Origin of the sequence: Sphingomonas panacisoli, from assembly GCF_007859635.1 — a bacterium.
GTDB lineage: Bacteria > Pseudomonadota > Alphaproteobacteria > Sphingomonadales > Sphingomonadaceae > Sphingomonas > Sphingomonas panacisoli.
On sequence record NZ_CP042306.1, the window covers coordinates 2,188,645 to 2,205,655 of the forward strand.

17 protein-coding genes are annotated in these 17,011 nt (G+C 66.4%); 2 read left to right on the forward strand and 15 right to left on the reverse strand.

The window, feature by feature from the left end; translation table 11 throughout:
* Window positions 1–169: 169 nt before the first annotated feature.
* The 5 genes from FPZ24_RS11070 to FPZ24_RS11085 all read right to left on the reverse strand — a co-directional run bounded on the left by FPZ24_RS11070 (window position 170) and on the right by FPZ24_RS11085 (window position 5,493).
* Window positions 170–631 (reverse strand): peroxiredoxin, encoded by a 462-nt coding sequence (locus FPZ24_RS11070; RefSeq protein WP_146571965.1) that lies wholly within the window; start codon window positions 629–631, stop codon window positions 170–172.
* On the reverse strand, window positions 621–3,269 hold the full coding sequence (locus FPZ24_RS11075; protein WP_240047702.1) for a bifunctional [glutamine synthetase] adenylyltransferase/[glutamine synthetase]-adenylyl-L-tyrosine phosphorylase: 2,649 nt from the start codon (window positions 3,267–3,269) through the stop codon (window positions 621–623). The genes FPZ24_RS11070 and FPZ24_RS11075 overlap by 11 nt, the downstream gene beginning before the upstream one ends.
* A 331-nt stretch (window positions 3,270–3,600) precedes the next feature.
* Window positions 3,601–4,275, reverse strand: a complete 675-nt coding sequence (locus FPZ24_RS11080) for a sigma-70 family RNA polymerase sigma factor (protein WP_146571969.1) — start codon at window positions 4,273–4,275, stop codon at window positions 3,601–3,603.
* A gap of 78 nt (window positions 4,276–4,353) precedes the next feature.
* Window positions 4,354–4,518, reverse strand: coding sequence for a hypothetical protein (locus FPZ24_RS17200; RefSeq protein ID WP_186728779.1), 165 nt, complete (start codon window positions 4,516–4,518; stop codon window positions 4,354–4,356).
* A 168-nt stretch (window positions 4,519–4,686) separates the two neighbouring features.
* On the reverse strand, window positions 4,687–5,493 hold the full coding sequence (locus FPZ24_RS11085) for a response regulator (RefSeq protein WP_146571971.1): 807 nt from the start codon (window positions 5,491–5,493) through the stop codon (window positions 4,687–4,689).
* A 202-nt stretch (window positions 5,494–5,695) separates the two neighbouring features.
* Between FPZ24_RS11085 and FPZ24_RS17580 the strand changes: the two genes are divergently transcribed.
* Together FPZ24_RS17580 and FPZ24_RS11090 are read left to right on the forward strand one after the other, a co-directional pair.
* Window positions 5,696–5,863 carry a NepR family anti-sigma factor gene (locus FPZ24_RS17580; protein ID WP_240047430.1) on the forward strand — a complete coding sequence of 56 codons (168 nt, stop codon included), beginning with the start codon at window positions 5,696–5,698 and terminating at the stop codon, window positions 5,861–5,863.
* A gap of 3 nt (window positions 5,864–5,866) precedes the next feature.
* Window positions 5,867–7,450 (forward strand): sensor histidine kinase, encoded by a 1,584-nt coding sequence (locus FPZ24_RS11090; protein ID WP_240047431.1) that lies wholly within the window; start codon window positions 5,867–5,869, stop codon window positions 7,448–7,450.
* 212 nt (window positions 7,451–7,662) lie between these two features.
* Here FPZ24_RS11090 and tatC read toward each other — a convergent pair whose 3' ends face one another.
* From tatC to FPZ24_RS11140, 10 genes are all read right to left on the reverse strand, one after another.
* Window positions 7,663–8,439: a twin-arginine translocase subunit TatC gene (gene tatC, locus FPZ24_RS11095; RefSeq protein WP_146571973.1), complete on the reverse strand. Its 777-nt coding sequence runs from the start codon at window positions 8,437–8,439 to the stop codon at window positions 7,663–7,665.
* 4 nt (window positions 8,440–8,443) lie between these two features.
* Window positions 8,444–8,884 (reverse strand): Sec-independent protein translocase protein TatB, encoded by a 441-nt coding sequence (gene tatB / locus FPZ24_RS11100; protein WP_146574424.1) that lies wholly within the window; start codon window positions 8,882–8,884, stop codon window positions 8,444–8,446.
* 27 nt (window positions 8,885–8,911) lie between these two features.
* Window positions 8,912–9,139 (reverse strand): twin-arginine translocase TatA/TatE family subunit, encoded by a 228-nt coding sequence (locus FPZ24_RS11105; protein ID WP_146571975.1) that lies wholly within the window; start codon window positions 9,137–9,139, stop codon window positions 8,912–8,914.
* Window positions 9,140–9,169: 30 nt separating this feature from the next.
* The gene (gene scpB, locus FPZ24_RS11110; protein ID WP_146571978.1) at window positions 9,170–9,772 is read right to left on the reverse strand and encodes an SMC-Scp complex subunit ScpB; all 603 of its coding nucleotides are present in this window, start codon (window positions 9,770–9,772) and stop codon (window positions 9,170–9,172) included.
* On the reverse strand, window positions 9,769–10,500 hold the full coding sequence (locus FPZ24_RS11115) for a segregation and condensation protein A (RefSeq protein ID WP_146571980.1): 732 nt from the start codon (window positions 10,498–10,500) through the stop codon (window positions 9,769–9,771). The genes scpB and FPZ24_RS11115 overlap by 4 nt, the downstream gene beginning before the upstream one ends.
* A 98-nt stretch (window positions 10,501–10,598) precedes the next feature.
* On the reverse strand, window positions 10,599–11,600 hold the full coding sequence (locus FPZ24_RS11120) for a glycoside hydrolase family 3 N-terminal domain-containing protein (protein ID WP_146571982.1): 1,002 nt from the start codon (window positions 11,598–11,600) through the stop codon (window positions 10,599–10,601).
* 150 nt (window positions 11,601–11,750) lie between these two features.
* Window positions 11,751–12,482, reverse strand: coding sequence for an SPOR domain-containing protein (locus FPZ24_RS11125; protein WP_146571984.1), 732 nt, complete (start codon window positions 12,480–12,482; stop codon window positions 11,751–11,753).
* Complete coding sequence (gene argS, locus FPZ24_RS11130) at window positions 12,482–14,209, reverse strand: arginine--tRNA ligase (RefSeq protein ID WP_146571986.1); 1,728 nt, start codon at window positions 14,207–14,209, stop codon at window positions 12,482–12,484. Before argS ends, FPZ24_RS11125 begins: the two co-directional genes overlap by 1 nt.
* A 68-nt stretch (window positions 14,210–14,277) precedes the next feature.
* Window positions 14,278–15,423 carry a DUF1501 domain-containing protein gene (locus FPZ24_RS11135; protein WP_146571989.1) on the reverse strand — a complete coding sequence of 382 codons (1,146 nt, stop codon included), beginning with the start codon at window positions 15,421–15,423 and terminating at the stop codon, window positions 14,278–14,280.
* Between the two features lie 2 nt (window positions 15,424–15,425).
* On the reverse strand, window positions 15,426–16,949 hold the full coding sequence (locus tag FPZ24_RS11140; RefSeq protein ID WP_146571991.1) for a DUF1800 domain-containing protein: 1,524 nt from the start codon (window positions 16,947–16,949) through the stop codon (window positions 15,426–15,428).
* Window positions 16,950–17,011 lie beyond the last annotated feature (62 nt).

Below are 17,011 nucleotides of genomic sequence, written 5' to 3' on the forward strand. Positions count from 1 at the left end.
TCGTCCGGATTACGGGATGCAATCAGCCCGCGGCGTCGTTTTCATGCAATAGCAAAGGTTAATTCGTGGGGCAGACCGGCACGTCCGCGCGGCGAGTCGTTGAATCGCGGATGAATGACGGGAACCAATCGCTCACTTCGTGAAGTGATTCGCGTGGCCGATCAACGATTCACCCGAGTTCCTTCACCGCCGACAGCACTTGTTCGACGTGTCCGGGCACCTTCACCTTGCGCCAGCTTCTGACCAGTTTCCCGGTCTTGTCGAACAGCCAGGTCGAGCGGTCGATACCCATATAGTCGCGGCCGTAAAGCACTTTCGGCACCCAGGCGCCGAACGCCTCGATCACCTGGCGTTCGTCGCTCGCGAGCGGCACTGTCAGGCCGTATTTGGCGGTGAACTTGGCGTGCTTGGCCTGCGTGTCCTTGGACACGCCGAGGACGACCGCCCCGGCCTTGGCAAAATCGTCACCGAGCGCGCTGAATTCCTGCGCTTCCTTGGTGCAGCCCGCGGTATCGTCCTTGGGATAGAAATAGAGCACTAACGGCTTGCCGACATAATCGCGCAGCCGGATCGGGCCGTCGGCGCCGGTCAATTCGAGGTCGGGCAGATCGTCCCCTATCTCAACGCTCATTCGTGCCTCCGCTGACGTCCGCCCACACTGCCGCGACCTCCTGCCGCGTCGCGTCGAACCGCGCAACCAGCGTATCCCAATCGCTTGTGCCGAGTACGCGCACGATCAGCGCGCGGGTGGCGTCGGACGGCGGCTGGCTGTCGGGGGCGACGAGGCGGAGCAGGACGAGGATGCGCGTGAGCAGCCGGTACGCCTCGCCCATCGTCGCGGGAAGGATGTCCCGATCCGCCAAGGTCGCGATCGCCGGATCGAGATCGGCATCGAACCCGGCGTTATGAGTCAATTGCGCGACGTGTACCGCGAATTCCAGATCGACCAGACCGCCGGGCAACAGTTTGGCGTCGAGCGGGCCGGCGGGCGGCTTGTGGCGTGCCATTTCGCTGCGCATCTCGACCGCGTCGGCGACAGTCTTGGCGTGATCGCGAGGGGTCTGAAGCACCTCGTCGATCACCGCGGCGACCGCCGACCGCGCCGCATCCGAGCCGAAGATCGCCCGCGCCCGCGTCAGCGCCATATGCTCCCACGTCCAGGCATCCTCGCGCTGATACCGTGCGAACCCGTCGAGCGAGACGACCAGCGGCCCCTGCGCGCCCGATGGCCGCAATCGCGTGTCGATCTCGTAGAGCGGACCGGCAGCGGTCGGCACGGACAAGGCTGCACTGACGCGCTGCGCAAGGCGATTGTAGTAATGCACCGCGCCGAGCGGCTTCGCGCCATCCGATTCCGCGGAAAAATCGCCGGTAAACAGATAGATCAGGTCGAGGTCGGACGCGTGCGTCAACGCTCCGCCGCCCAGCCGCCCGAGCGCGAGAATCAGGAGTTCGCTGTCCGGCACCCGCCCATGCGTCGCGGCGAAATCGGCGACGGTTGCGGCGGCGAGTACCTCGATCGCGGCGACCGCGACCCGCGCATAGCCGTGCGACACGTCGAGCGGGTCGCTCGCCCCCGCCACCAACTGCGCGCCGAGCCCGAAGCGCTTTTCGCCGACGATCCGCCGCACGCGATCCAGCGTCGCCTGGTAATCGTCCCCCGCCTCGCCCCGCGCCATCTCGGCGATCAGCGTCGATACGTCCCCCACCGGCGCCAACGCGGTCGCGTCGATCAAGCCATCGAGCAAGGCCGGCCGTCGCCCCAGCGCCTCGGCGAGCGGCGGCGCGTGACTGAGGATCGTCGCCATCAATTGCGCGAGCTGCGGGCGCGCTTCGAGCAGGCGGAAGAAGTTGATCGCGCTGGGCAGCCGCGACAGCATCGCGTCGACCTGGATCAAGGCGGCACGCGGATCGGGCGCCTGCCCCAAAGCCGCCATCAGGCTGGGCAGCACCGCTTCGAGCGCCTGCCGCGCCGCCGGGCTACGCAGCGCCGGATACGACCCGCCACGCCAGCGCTCGACCAGTTGCACCGCGGTCGCGGCGTCGGCGAACCCGATCGCTTCGAGTTGCGCGGGCAGCGTGTCGTCGTCGCTCGACAGCGCCACGGTGTCGGGCGGATCGAGCGAATCGTAGATGCCGCCGACCGCGACGACATGGGGATTCAGCATCGCGATCAGCGACGCGCCGCTGCCTAACCCCGCGAGCAGCCCGACATTGTCGAGCGCATCCTGCGCGCGGGGCAGCGCATGGGTCTGGCGGTCGTCGACCATCTGCAGCCGGTGTTCGGTGGTGCGGAAGGCGACGTAGGCCGCCTTCAACGCCGCCGCTTCGTCGCGACTGATCCGCCCCGCCGCCGCCAATCCGTCGAGCGCGTCCATCGTCGCCGGCGCGCGCAATGCCGGGTCGCGGCCGCCGTGGATGAGTTGGTGGATCTGCGCGAAGAATTCGATTTCGCGAATCCCGCCGCGTCCGCGCTTGAGGTCGTAGCCGGGGCCGAACGCCTGGCCCTGCGAATGATGGTCGCGGATGCGGCGCGTGATCTCGCGGATTTCACCGACCGCACCGAAATCCACCGCGCGGCGCCAGACGAACGGGCGGATCGCGTCGAGGAAATGCCGCCCCAGCGCAAGATCGCCGGCGGCGGCACGCGCGCGAATGAACGCGGCGCGCTCCCACGGCAGCGCCGCGCTCTCGTAATAGGAGATCGCGGCGTTGACCGGCAGCACGATCGGCGTGACCTCTGGCGACGGGCGCAGGCGCAGATCGACGCGCAGCACATAACCCTCGCCGTCGCGCGCCTGGAGCAGTTCGACGACGCGGCGACCGATCCGGACCGCGGCCTCCTCGGGTTCGTCACGCGCGCGGCGCGGCAAGGTCGTTGGGTCGAACAACAGGATCGGATCGATGTCCGACGAATAATTGAGTTCGCAACTCCCCTGCTTGCCCAGCGCGATCGCGGCGAGCCCTACAGGTTCGGCATCGGGCACGCGCTCCAGGATCGCGGCGCGGATCGCGGCGTCGAGCGCGCGGTCGGCAAACGCCGTCAGCCGCCGCGTTACCCCATCGAGATCGAGCGCGCCCGCCAAGTCCGCAATCGCAACGATCAGCGCCTCCCGACGCCGCGCCCGCCGCATCGCGATGCCGATCGGGAGATCGGGGTCGAACGGCGCTGGATCGGGGACGATCCCTTGCGCAAGGTCGGCAACCAGATCGGGCTGCTGCTCGATCGCGACGCGCAGAAACGGTGCATGCGCGGAAGCGCGCGCAATGGCGTCAGCGAAGTAGGGGGGTGGCTCACACCGCCGCTCTAGACCAACGCGCGCGCCGATAGAATTGCCCGCGTCGCAGCCAAGTCGTTACGGGGTTAACTTAAATTAAGCGCGGCGCAGCAACAAAAGGGCAACAAAACGTCGCACCGGTCGTTCTGACGGTCATGAGCCCCCCTAGCTCCTCCAGCGCCTCCACAGGTGGTAATCTGCGACAGACCGTCCGCATGCCGCGCGAAAGCGATGGCGTGGGCAACGCGCTTCGCCACATCTTCAACGGTGGAACGACTCTCCCCGCCGATCTGAAGGCGCTGCTTACCCGCCTCAACGACAGTTAATCGTCGTCTTCGTCCTCGATATCGTCGGGTCGTGGGTGATGGTCGCCGCTCAGGTCATCGACTTCATCCATGATCGTGTCGAGCGCGGTGCGGCCTTGATTGTCCGGCGCGGTGCGACGTGACGACATGTCACCTCCGCTCAGCAACGCTTCGAGCGCGACCCGCCCACGCGCAACGCGGCTTTTGATCGTGCCGACCGCGACGTTGCAGATTTCAGCGGCTTCTTCATAGGCGAAGCCACCGGCACCGACGAGGATCAGCGCCTCACGCTGCGGTTGCGGAAGATGCAGCAGCGCGCGTTGCATATCGCCCAGTTCGACATGCTTATCCTGACTGGCGGGTGCGGCGAGCACCCGGTCGGCGACCAGATCGTCCCATTCGCCCTTGAACCGCGCACGGCGCATCTGACTGAGATAGAGATTGCGCAGGATGATGAACGTCCAGGCGCGCATGTTGGTGCCGGCCTGGAATCGCTGACGCGCGGCCCACGCCTTCATCAGCGTTTCCTGGACGAGATCGTCGGCGAGATCGCGGCTGCCCGACAGCGAACGGCCGAACGCGCGCAGGTGCGGAATGACCTGTCCCAATTGCTCTTTGAACTCGGTGTCCGACAGCGCGACGTGCTCGACCGCTTCCCCCTCGTTCATGGCATCGCTGTCGATCGTGGTCATGGAACTCCGGGAATGGGCGCGAACGAGCGCCTTACGAAATAGATAGGTTGGCCGCCGCCGCAACCAACTGCATCAAGCTTATTTATGGAACAGCAGCGGTACCCAGACGATCGCCGACAATATGCCGATGGCTAGCAGAATCGAAATCAGCAGCACATAACGCATATGTCCCGACGTCTCGCCGGCCCGCGCCTCGTCGCCGGTTTCGTGCGTACCGGTCTCGGGAGTATCTGGATCAGTCATGCACCCTCGAACGCGCTAGTTCCGTTTTGGCTCCGTAACCGATGGAACTTTCCGTTTTTTGGTAGCCTTTCGGCGACGAGCGGTGCCGGCCCGCTCCCCCACCCGGCCGTCCAAACAGGATATGCTATGGGCGGTCGGGTGGGGGAGCGGGCCGGCATCGCGATCCGATTAAGCCGGGATCGTGCTCTCGTCGAAGAACAGCGCCTGGCTGATCGCCGCCTTCACCGTCGACCGCTGGAACGGCTTGGTGATCAGGAAGGTCGGCTCGGGCCGCTCGCCGGTCAGTAGACGCTCCGGGAAGGCGGTGATGAAGATCACCGGCACCTGGAATTCGGCCAGGATGTCCTTGACCGCGTCGATCCCCGAACTGTCGTCGGCGAGCTGGATATCGGCGAGCACGAGACCCGGCCGCTCGCTCATCGCAGAGGCCACGGCTTCGTCGCGCGTGACCGCAACGCCGGTCACGTCGTGACCCAGGTCGCGGACGATCGTCTCGATATCCATCGCGATGATCGGCTCGTCCTCGATGATCAGCACCCGCGCGCGGGTCTGCTTCTCGATCTCGGCCAGCGCCTCCGTCACCAGCGCCTCGACCTCGTCGGCGTCGTGGTCGATCAGGTACCCGGCGTCCTCCGGCGTGAACCCTTCCATCGCGGTCAGCAGCAGCGCCTGGCGCGACAGCGGCGTCATGCGTGCGAGGCGGGCATTGGCGACCGCCTCCTGCCCTTCCGCCGCCGACCCGTCGTCGCTGAGCGCGACTTCGTCGTCGGCATTGGTCGTACGCCAGATGACTTGGAATGTGCGGTACAGTCCCAGCCGCGGCTCGACGTCGCGCGGGAACTCGTCCGGCGCGGCGACGATCGCTTCCAGCGCGGCGCGGACGTAACGGTCGCCATGTTCCTGGCTTCCGGTCAGCGCGCGGCCGTAGCGACGCAAGAAAGGCAGGTGAGGTGCAAGCTGCTGACCAAGCGACATGATGTATTCTATCTCCCCGAAAAGGCGCGGGCTCTTGTGCGAGCGGGCCTTGGTTTACGCAAACAAGATTTTTCTGTTCGCTAGTGGAACAATCGAGATGCTTTTTGGTTTCACGAATATAACGGTGCGCATAAAGCGCCGTGTTACCGCGTATGCGGATAGTGATTCCGGTACGGCCGGGTGATTTCAATGGGGGTTTGCGTTGCCTGATCGGCGGTCATCAAAAGGCGGGACGCCCGGCAACGTTGGCGACAAGAGCAAGAAGGCAAAGGACGAAGCGATGGGGACCGCGCTGCGCACGGTCTATCATGACGCCGTCAGCGAACCTGTCCCCGACGAAATGCTCGATCTCCTCCGTAAGCTGGGATAGTTCGTGGCCAGCCTCACCGCCGGTGAGCGCGCAGGGATGACGATCGGTGCGCGCTTCGGCCGGCTGCAGACCGGGGCGAAGATTTTCCTGATCCTGCTCGCCGCGCTGCTGCCGTTCGCGATCATCGCGATCCTCGCAACGCTCAGCACCACCCGTCAGGCGAGCATGGAAGCGCAGTCGCAGCTTCGCGTCGCCGCGCAGGAAAGCTCACGAAACCTGGCGATCGAACTGGTCGGCGATATGGCAGCGCTGACGACGGCGATGAACGCGCTCGCCGCCGATCATGCCGACGCGCCGAGTTGCGCCCGCGCCCGCGGCGTCTTCGCGCAACAGATCGCCGCCGGCGCCAGCTTCAGCATCATCGATCGCACCGGCCGGATGCTGTGCGGGACATCGTCCCCCTACCCCGCCCCCGACGCCATCGCGGGCGGCCAACCGGCAGGGCGAGTCGTTCCCGGCAAGGGCGTCGTGCTATCGATCACGGCGGCCAATGGTGATTTGCGCGGCAGCGCCTTCTTTCCCGCGCCGTTCCTGACCGACATCGCCAAGCCGACCGTGACCGGCGTCGATTACGCCGAAACGATCCGCGGCGCTGACGGTCAGGATCTAGCTTTGCGCGCGCTCGATCGCGACAGCCCTTTGGATAGTCATCAGGCCGTCAACGCGCCGCTGAATGTCGGCAATCTGACCCTCAACGTCAGCATGCGGCGCAACCTGATAACATCGCCGATCCTGATCGCGATGCTGCTGCCGATCCTGATGTGGCTCGCGGCGGCGAGCATCGCCTGGTTCGTGGTCGATCGACTGCTGATCCAGCCGCTGCGTACCCTGCGCGCGCGTGTCGCGGCATATCGCCCGGGCGAAGCGATCGATTCGGCCGACGTCCGCTCGCTCCCCGCGCAGGAGATTCGGGAGCTCGGCGAGACGTTTCGGTCGCTCAGCCGGACGCTGATTCTGCACGAGGCCGGGCTCGCCGAGGGCCTCGTGCGCCAGACCAAGCTGACGCGCGAGGTGCATCACCGCGTCAAGAACAACCTTCAGGTCATTTCCAGCCTGATCAACCTGCATTCGCGCGGTGCGGAGGCGGCGGAAGCGGCGCGCGCCTATTCGTCGATCCAGCGCCGTGTCGATGCGCTGTCGGTCGTGCATCGTCACCATTTCGCGGAAATGGAAGATCATCGCGGCCTGTCGCTGCGCGCGGTGATCGGCGAACTCGCCTCCAACATCCGCGCGACCAGCCCGGAGGCGTCGAAGCTCGGCATCCAGCTCGAGATCGAGCCCTATCTGGTGAGCCAGGATACGGCGATTGCGATCGCGTTCCTGCTGACCGAAATCATCGAACTGGCGATCAGCATTTCGCCCGGCGCGCAGTTCCGCTTGTCCGTGCGGGCCGGCGAAACGCCCGCATCGGCGATCTTGCGCGCGAGTTCGCCAGCGCTTGCCGACAGCGACGCATTGAAGGCAGCGCTCGGCCAGCGCTATGGCCGCGTGATGGAAGGATTGTCGCGGCAACTCCGATCGCCGCTGCACCACGATCCCCTGGCAGGATCCTACGAAATCGCCGTCGCGGTCACCGGAAAAGACTGAAAATCCGCGAAAAACCCGGCTGCGAAAAAAAATTCGAAAAATGCGATTTCTTTTGGAACCCGATCGCACCAAGCGCGTTTTCATCTTCGGATAGCGACCTTATGCCCCCCCGCTCTCGCTATCCATGACATAGGCCCGGAAGCGTCAACCCCTCCCCCCGGTGACGCTTCCGGGCCTAAATTCTTTCCGGGACTTGTGAAATCGGCAGGTAATCAGGCGGCGGTTTCTTCCGCTTCCACAGCCTTTGCACGCCGACGATGCGTCAGCCAGATCACGCCCAGCGTCAGGAAGTAAAGCCCGACCAGCGGCGCCGCGAGCATCACCATCGACCCGGCGTCGGGCGGCGCCAGCACCAGCGCGATCGCGAAACAGCCGAGGATCGCATAGCGCCATGCGCGCGCCAATTGCCCCAGCGTCACGATCCCGGCCCGTTCCAGCAGCATCATCAGGATCGGCAGCAGGAACGACACGCCGAACCCGAACAGAAACTGCATGACGAAGGTCAGGTAATTGCCGACGCGCGGCAACGCTTCCTGCTGCACGTCGCCGACCTTGGTCTGGTAGCCGAGCAGGAAATGCACCGCGGCGGGGATCGCGACGTAATAGGCCATCGCACAGCCCGCCGTGAACAGGATGGGCGTCGCCAGCAGGAACGGCAACAGCGCGCGCTTTTCCTTGCGGTACAGGCCGGGTGCGACGAACTGCCACAGCTGATTGGCGACAACGGGGAACGACAGCACGGTCGCCGCGAAGAACGCGACCTTGAGCTGGACGAAGAACGCTTCGAACAGCTCGGTATAATAGACCTTCTTCTCGCCCGCCTTGGCGAGCGGCTCGATCAGGAAGCCGAAGATCGGCTCGGCGAAGTAAAGGCAGATACCGAACAGCACCGCGAGCGTCGCGAAGCTGATGAGCAGCCGTTTGCGCAACTCGATCAGATGCTCGAGCAACGGCGCGCGGCTGGCGTCGATTTCGTCGTCGTCGCTCATCGCGTCACGGCTTTGCCCGTTTGGCGGCGGGCTTCTTCGCTGTCGGTTTCCTGGCGGCCGCGGCACGCGGCTTGGCGGGTGTTTTGCGCTTAGGGGCGGGCGTAGCCTCGACCGGCGCCATCTCCGTCGTCATCGCCAGTGCATCCTCGCTCTCGGGCGTGGAATCGTCTTGCGGCACCGGCGCCATCAGCATCGCCTGATCGGGCGTCGCGGGGAATTCGCGCATGATGCGCTCGTTCTCCGCCTTCCATTTCTTTTCCATCTCCTGGAATTCTGATTCGCGGATCATGTCGTCGAAGCCCGAGCGGAATTGCCGCGCCATGCCGCGCGCGCGCCCGATCCACTGCCCGGCGAGACGCATCGCCTTGGGCAGATCCTTGGGCGGGATGACGACCAGCGCCACCGCACCCAGCACCAGCAATTCGGTGGGGGCAATATCGAAGATCACGGCCGGACGGCTCTCCGGCGAGAATTAACGGTCGGCGTCGCGGGCGCGCTCGCGTTCGGCGTCGATCACCGTGTCGGCGCGCTTCGATTCGAGGCGGCTCGGCGGTGTCTCGTCTTCTTCCGCCATGCCCTTCTTGAACTGTTTGATGCCCTTGGCGACGTCGCCCATCATGTTCGAAAAGCGGCCGCCCCCCAGCACCAGGATCGCGATCACCCCGAAAATCAGCCAATGCACCAGGCTGAAGCTACCCATCACTCAATCTCCTCAGGCAATATACGCCACTTAGTCTTCTTCGGACGCATTTGCCATCTCTTCGTCAGCCTCCTCGCCAATCGACAGTTCGGCCATCGCCAGGTTGATCGGATCGAGCAGCCCGGCCGCGCGCAAATCGTCGATCCCGGGCAAGTCGCGGCGGCTGGCAAGGCCGAAATGCGTCAGGAATTCCGCGGTCGTCGCGAACTGCAACGGACGGCCCGGCGTTTCCCTCCGCCCGGCGGGGCGCGCCCAGCCCGCTTCCATCAACACGTCGAGCGTGCCCTTGGATATCTGCACGCCGCGGATCGCCTCGATCTCGGCGCGCGTGACGGGCTCGTGATAGGCGATGATCGCGAGCGTCTCGATTGCCGCGCGGGAGAGCTTGCGCGCCTCCTCGCGATCGCGGCGAAGCAAATGCGCGAGGTCGCCCGCGGTCTGGAAATGCCAGCGGTCACCGCGCTGGACGAGTTCGATACCGCGCCCGGCATAGTGTTCCGCCAGCGTCGTCAGCGCCGCACGGACATCGGCGTCATCGCCGACATGCGCGCGGATCGCCTCGATCGTCAGCGGCTCGTCGGCCGCGAACAGCACCGCCTCCACCGCACGCGACAAATCGTCGGGTTCGATCATGCCGTGGCCTTAAGGTAGAGCGGCGCAAACGGCGATTGCTGACGCAGTTCTGCCTTCCCCCTCCGGGCGAGTTCGAGTGCGGCGACGAAGCTGGACGCGAGCGCCGACTTGCGGAACGCGCCGTCAAGGCTGTCGGGCAGGAAGCTTTCGATCGTCGCCCATTCGACTTGCACGCCGAGCAGCCGCGACACGCGTTCGAGCGCGGCGTCGAGCGTCATGACGGGGCGTTCGTGGACGACGTGGAAGACCGGGCGGTTGCGCGCGTTGATCTGCCCGTAGGCAGCGATCAGATCGTAGATTTCGGCCTGCCACTGCGCTTTGCGGACCGTACGCAGCCCCTCGGGTGCGGCGCGACGGAACACGTCGCGGCCCAGCCGATCGCGCGCCAGCAGTCGCGCGCCCGCGTCGCGCATCGCGTTGAGGCGTTCGAGCCGCATTTGCAGCCGCAGCGCCAGCTCCTCGGGGCTCGGCTCGACCTCAGGATCGCGCGGTAGCAGCAGCGCGGACTTGAGATACGCCAGCCACGCCGCCATCACGAGGTAATCGGCCGCGACCTCCAGCTTCAACGCGCGCGCTTGCTCGACATAGACCAGATATTGCTCGACCAGCGCCAGGATCGAAATCTGCTTGAGATCGACCTTCTGCGCCCGCGCCAGCGCGAGCAACAGGTCGAGCGGTCCTTCCCACCCGTCGATGTCGAGCGTCAGCGTGTCGGTGTCGGAGTCCATCGACGTACTTTAGCCACATCCGTCATCCCAGCGAAAGCTGGGATCTCTGGCGGACCGCGCCAGCGCCCGAGACCTCAGCTTTCGCTGGGGTGACGCACTTAGGCCAACCCTAGAAGCTCGTCCCGCTTGGCGATCAATGCGTTGAAATCCCCTTCCGGGGCCTTCACCGTCGCCATCGCTCGGTCGAGCCGCTCCAGCGACTTCGCCGGCATGTCGTTGAGCAGCGCGGCGATCTCCGCCATCTCGTCCATCCGGCCCCAGCAATCGAGTACCACGTCGCATCCCGCCGCGATCGCCCCCGCTGCTTTCTCGCCCGCGGTGCCCGACAGCGCCTTCATGTCGATATCGTCGGTCATCAGCAGCCCGTCGAAGCCGATCTGGCCGCGGATGATATGATCGACGACGATCGGAGAGAGCGTCGCGGGGCGCTCCTTGTCCCACACCTCGAACACGATGTGGCTCGTCATGCCCATCGGCGCATCGGCCAGGCTGCGGAACGGTTCGAGATCGATTTCGAGCTCGGCCTCCGACGCGCGCACGGTCGGCAGGTGGTGATGGGTGTCCACCACCGCGCGGCCGTGGCCCGGCATGTGCTTGACCACGCCGACGACGCCGCCGGTGCGCAACCCGTCGAGGATCGCGCGGCCCATCGCGGCGACGCGCATCGGCTCGTGACCAAGCGCGCGGATCGAAATCGCCTCGGTCGTGTCGGGCTGGCTGACGTCGAGGAGCGGCCAGCAATCGACGTTGATCCCTACTTCGGCCAGCATCAGCGCGGTCGCATTGGCATGCGCGCGCGCCGCCTCGATCGCGGAGACCGGGGCAACCTCGTACAGCGCGTCGAATGCCGGGCCGGCGGGGAAATCGGGCCATTCGGGCGGCCCCATCCGCTGCACCTTGCCGCCTTCCTGGTCGATCAGGATCGGTACGTCGTCGCGGCCCGACAGGTCACGCAGCGAGTCGGTCAGCGCACGGAGTTGCGCGCGATCCTGCACGTTGCGCTTGAACAGGATGTAGCCGCACGGATCGGCATCCTTGTAGAACGCGCGTTCGTCGTCGGTGAGGGCAAGGCCGGACAGGCCGTAGATGACGGGCTTCATGGACCAACTTTCTCCCCTCCCGCTTGCGGGAGGGGTCGGGGGTGGGCGTAATCTTACGGGCAGAACCCCGACCGCAAAAGAAAACGCTGGGGGAACCCCGACCTTTCTTGCCCACCCCTAGCCCCTCCCGCAAGCGGGAGGGGAACGGTTTCAGCTCGTAACGATGCACGCCTCGCCCGCGACCTTCAGCTTGCCGCAGAGTTCCTGCGCCGCGCCCGCGCTGCCGGCATTGACCTTCAACCGATAGAAGGTGCGGCCGTTGACCTCCGCCTTCTCGATCGATTTGCCGAGGCCCGCCAGATAGCCGAACCGCTTCGACGCCTGCCCCCAGGCGGTGTTGGCCTGACCCTCGCTCGGGAACGAACCGAGCTGGACGAGCGCCCCACCGCCGCCGCCATTGGCGATGGTCACCGGACGGCCCGGGGCCGGCGCGGTCAGCTTACCGCCCGAGCCGGAAACGCTTGCGGTTGCGGTCGACGCGCCCGGACCGCCCTTGGCGTCTGGACCGGCCTTCTTGCCGACGATCGGCGCCTCGGGCAGGCTAGTGACCGCGATCGAGCCGTTGCCGCCCGCCGCCCCACCGCTCGCCGCGACCGCCGCGTCGCCTTCGCCGGCCACCTTCATTCCGCCGGGATCGTCCGGCTTGACCTTGTAGTCGCCTTCCTGCGCGGCGATCAGATCGCCATTCCCCGCGGCCGGCGTGCGATGCTTGAACCAGTAGATGCCCCCCAGCACCGCGGCGAGCGCGACCAGCCCGATCAGCACCATGCCGACGATACGGCTGAGCGGCGGACCCTCTTCGTAATCGTCCCCCGCGGTCTCGAGCCAGGGCAGCCGGTCATTGTCGGTGACCGACGGCTCGCTCCATTTCTCCCCCGCCATCAATTCATCTCCTCGACCGCTTCCACCCCCATGATGGCCAGGCCGTTGCGGACAATTTGCCCGATCGCGTCGCCGAGGAAAAGACGGGCGCAGGTGAGCTCGTGGTTGTCGGTCAACAGGAAGCGACGCTCCGGTCGATCGTTGCCGACATTCCATGATGCATGAAAAGCGGCCGCCAAGTCATAGAGATAAAAGGCGATACGGTGTGGTTCGCGTGCCGCGGCCGCAGTCTCGACGACCCGCGGGAACTGCGCGGCGAGCTTCACCAACGTCAGGTCTTCCGTATCAAGGCGGGACAAATCGACCGATTTACAGGCGATGCCAGCCTCCGCCGCGCGCCGCTTGAGCGACGCGACTCGGGCATGCGCATACTGCACGTAGAACACCGGATTGTCCTTCGACGCCTCGACCACCTTGGCGAAGTCGAAGTCCATCTGGGCGTCGGCCTTGCGGGTCAGCATCGTAAAGCGCACCACGTCCTTACCGACTTCACGCACGACGTCGGCAAGCGTCACGAAGTTACCGGAACGCTTGGACATTTTGACCGGCTCGCCGGCCCGCAGCAGCCGCACCATCTGGACAAGTTTGACGTCGAACCGCGTCTTGCCGCCGGTCAGTGCTTGCACCGCCGCGACGATCCGCTTGACCGTCCCGGCATGGTCCGCGCCCCAGATATCGATCAGCGCATCCGCCGTCTGTGCCTTTTGCCAGTGATAGGCGAGGTCGGCACCGAAATAGGTCCAGCTGCCGTCCGATTTCTTGATCGGCCGGTCCTGATCGTCGCCGAATTGCGACGAGCGGAACAGCGGCAGCTCGACCGGCTCCCAATCCTCGGGCGTCTCGCCCTTGGGCGCTTCGAGCATGCCGTCATAGACCAGGCCCCGCGCGCGCAGCTCCTTCTCCGCAGCCTCTGGCTTCTTCGCCGCCTGCAGCTCGGCCTCGGACGAGAACAGGTCGTGATGGATGCCGAGCAGCGCCAGATCGGCCTTGATTAGCGCCATCATCGCCGCGACCGCCGCCTTGCGGAACAGGACGAGCCATTCGCTCTCGGGCGCGGATACGTATTTGTCGCCGAATTCCTTCGCGAGCGCCTGCCCTACCGGCACCAGATAGTCGCCGGGATACAGTCCTTCGGGGATCTCGCCGATATCCTCGCCCAGCGCCGCGCGATACCGCAGGTGCGCCGACCGCGCGAGCGTATCGACCTGCCCGCCGGCGTCATTGACGTAATATTCGCGGATGACCTTGTAGCCGCCCCATTCGAGCAACGAGGCCAGCGCGTCGCCCACGACCGCGCCCCGGCAATGCCCCATGTGCATCGGACCGGTCGGGTTGGCGGAGACGTATTCGACGTTGACGGTCCGGCCCTTGCCGGTCGCCGAGTGCCCATAGTCGGCGCCCCCGTCGTTGATCGCGGCGAGTTCGTTCCGCCAGGTATCGTCGGTCAGGCTCATGTTGATGAACCCCGGCCCGGCGACCGACACGGACGCGACCTCGTCCAGCTTGCCGAGTTCGGCCGCGATCTTGTCGGCCAGCGCGCGCGGATTGGTGTTTGCCGGCTTGGCCAGCACCATCGCGGCGTTGGTCGCAAGATCGCCATGACTGGCGTCGCGCGGCGGTTCGATCGTCACCGCGGCTCGCGCCAACCCGCTCGGCAAATCGCCGTTCGCGGTCAAGGCGTCGAGCGCCGCGTCGATATGCGCGGCAAAGCGAGTGTAGAGCGTCATTACGGGTCCAGCGGTGGGAGGAAGCGGCGCCTGTAGCGGAATGACGGCGCTGCTTCAAACCCTCCGGCCTAGACGAGTCCGCTAACCGCCGCCGCACCCTTGGTATCGGGGAACAGGGTCGCCATCGCCTTGCCTGGCTCGACGCCGTAATGTCCCGCGACCGCGCCCGCGACGAACTGGTCCAGCCCGAGCGTCGGTTTCAGATCGCGGCCTTCGTAGAGCGCGGCTTGGCCCAGCCCGGGCCAGTCGGCCATCACGCGACCACCCTTGACCCCGCCACCGATCAGCATCGCGGCTGAACCCGTGCCGTGGTCGCTGCCGCCGGTGCCGTTGACCGCGACCGTGCGGCCGAATTCGGTCGCGACCAACACCATCGTATCGCTCCACGCCGGCCCCATGCCGGTCTTGAGCGCGGCGATCATGGCGTCGAGACCCTTGAGCTGCGCCGCCAGCCGACCACGTTGACCCGCATGCGTATCCCAGCCGCCGGTCTCGATCATCGCGATCCGCGCGCCGTTGGCGGGCGCAAGCAGCTTGGCCGCGAGCGCACCGGTCGCGGCGGCGTTGGCCGCATTGGCCGCGGTCAGGTCGCCGGTCAGCGTCCGCGTGTTCATCGCCTCGCTCCACAGGCCGTGCAGTTGGCCGTCGCCCTGGTAGAGCGACGCGACGCGCATCATCAGGTCGTCGGACGCCTGAGGCAGCGCCGAAGGGGCGTAGCTGCTGACCTCATGCGGCCCGCGCAGCGCCAGCGGCACCGTCGCCGACACCGCGATCGCCTTTGCCTCGCCCGACGGGATCAGCCCGAGCATGCGATTGAGCCAGCCGTCCTTGACCTGGTACGCGCCGGTACCGCCGCTCTCGAGGACGTTCTGCCCGTCGAAATGCGAGCGGTCGCGATACGGCGAGGCGATGGCATGCGCGAACAGCGCCTCCTTCGCGTCGTACATCCCCGCCAACGAGGTCATCGCGGGGTGCAGCGCGAACATGCTGTCGAGCTTCTTCGCGCCGGCAAAATCGGCCGCGAGCTGCCCGCGCGCGCCGGCAAAGGCCGGATCGCCAACCGCGCCGATCGTGCCCAACCCGTCGGCCGCGCCGCGTTGGATGATGAAGACGAAACGGCGGTCGGTCTCTGCCTTGGCGAACGCCATGCGCGGCGCAAGCGCGAGGCCCGCAAAGGCACCGGAGCGGATCAGGAAGGAACGGCGATCGTACATGATTACCTCCGCAGCATTTCGGGCGACACGAGCAGCAGCGCGAGGCCCTGACCCGGGCTCTCGGCGCGCGCCAGCGCCTGTTCGGTGGCCGGCGTCAGCGCGCCGGGGAAGAGTTTGGGGGCGAGCGCGCGCGCGTCGATCGCGCCGCCAGAACGCGTGGCGAAGCGTTCGGACGCCTCGACCCGGCGTACGAGCGCGTCAGGGCCGGCCCAGCTTGCGGCTATATCGTCATAGCCGGCCGGCGATCCGGGCTTCCAGGTCGGTTGCCCGAGCTGATTGAGCAGGCCGACCGCGGCGAGCGGCAGCATCTGCTTCATCCCGAGCGCCCTGCCCGTCGATACCGTCCATTCCCACGGAGACTTGAACTTGACCGGTGCGGCGACCCAACATTCGGGGCTGTCGATCAGCACGCGATAGAGCGACGGCAGGTCGCCGCCGGTCTTGAGGAACGATGCCTTCAACCGCGCGACGAGCGCCGCCGGCGGCATATCACCGGCGAAGTGCCGCGCGAGCTTGGTCGCGACATGTTCCGCGGTGGCAGGGCTGGTCGCCAGCGTGTCGAGCACCGCCTGCGCCTGCTTCTCGCCGCCCTCGGCATATTTGCGCGCGATGATCGTCCGCTCGCCCGGCTCGTGCAGCCGCGGCGCGAACACGAACTCGCCCGGCGCACCGTCGGTCCCGGCCAGCCGCGCACCCGGCCCGCGACCGATCCCGCTCACGGTCCAGCCGGTCAGCGCGCGCGCGAACTCGGTCACGTCGGCCTGGGTGTAGGTCGTGCGCACGCCGAGCGTGTGCAGCTCCATGATCTCGCGCGCGAGATTCTCGTTTAGCCCGACCTTCTGTCCGTTGGCCCGTGGACGGTTGGCGGCGAACTGACCGGCAGGGCTGTTCGGCCCGACCGACACCGCCTGGTCGAGATAGAGCAGCATCGCCGGATGCCGTTCGACCGCGTTAAGCATATCCCCGAACTTGCCCATCAAATTGGGTCGGATCGCCTCGAATTCGAGCAGCCCCGACAGGCCGATCACCTGCAGCTTGTCGGCCGACACCGCGAAATGATTGGCCCAGAAATGCGTTAGGCGCTCGGCGAACGGCGTCGGGCTAATCAGCGCCGCGGTGATCCGCGCACCCACCGCTGCGGCATAGTCGTCGCGCACTTGCCCGCCGACGAAGCGGCGCGCGGCCTTGAGCGGGTCGCCGGCATCGGGGTCGGGCTTGGCGCCGGGTTCGGGCGTACCGGGAGCCATGGTCGGGGCCATTCCGGGCGTCATTGGCGGCGGAGGCATCGCCGCGGCAGCCTGCTGCTTTCGCCCCAGCCCCTGCTGCCGCAGCATCCGTTGCTGCTCGAGATAGTCGGCGAGCTCGCCCGCCACCTTGGTCCGCGTCGGCACATTGGCGAACGCCGCGGGTTTGGGCTCGAACTTGTCGATCTGGCCTTTCAGCCAGCCTTTCGGGTCGTTCGGGATGCTCTCGTCGGGACGGGCGCCGAGCCCGAAGCGATTGAGCGCGATGCTGGCATCGGCCATTGCCACGTCACTCCATGCGATGCGACTGCGGGGTACAACGCCTTTGTCGCACAAATATCCCG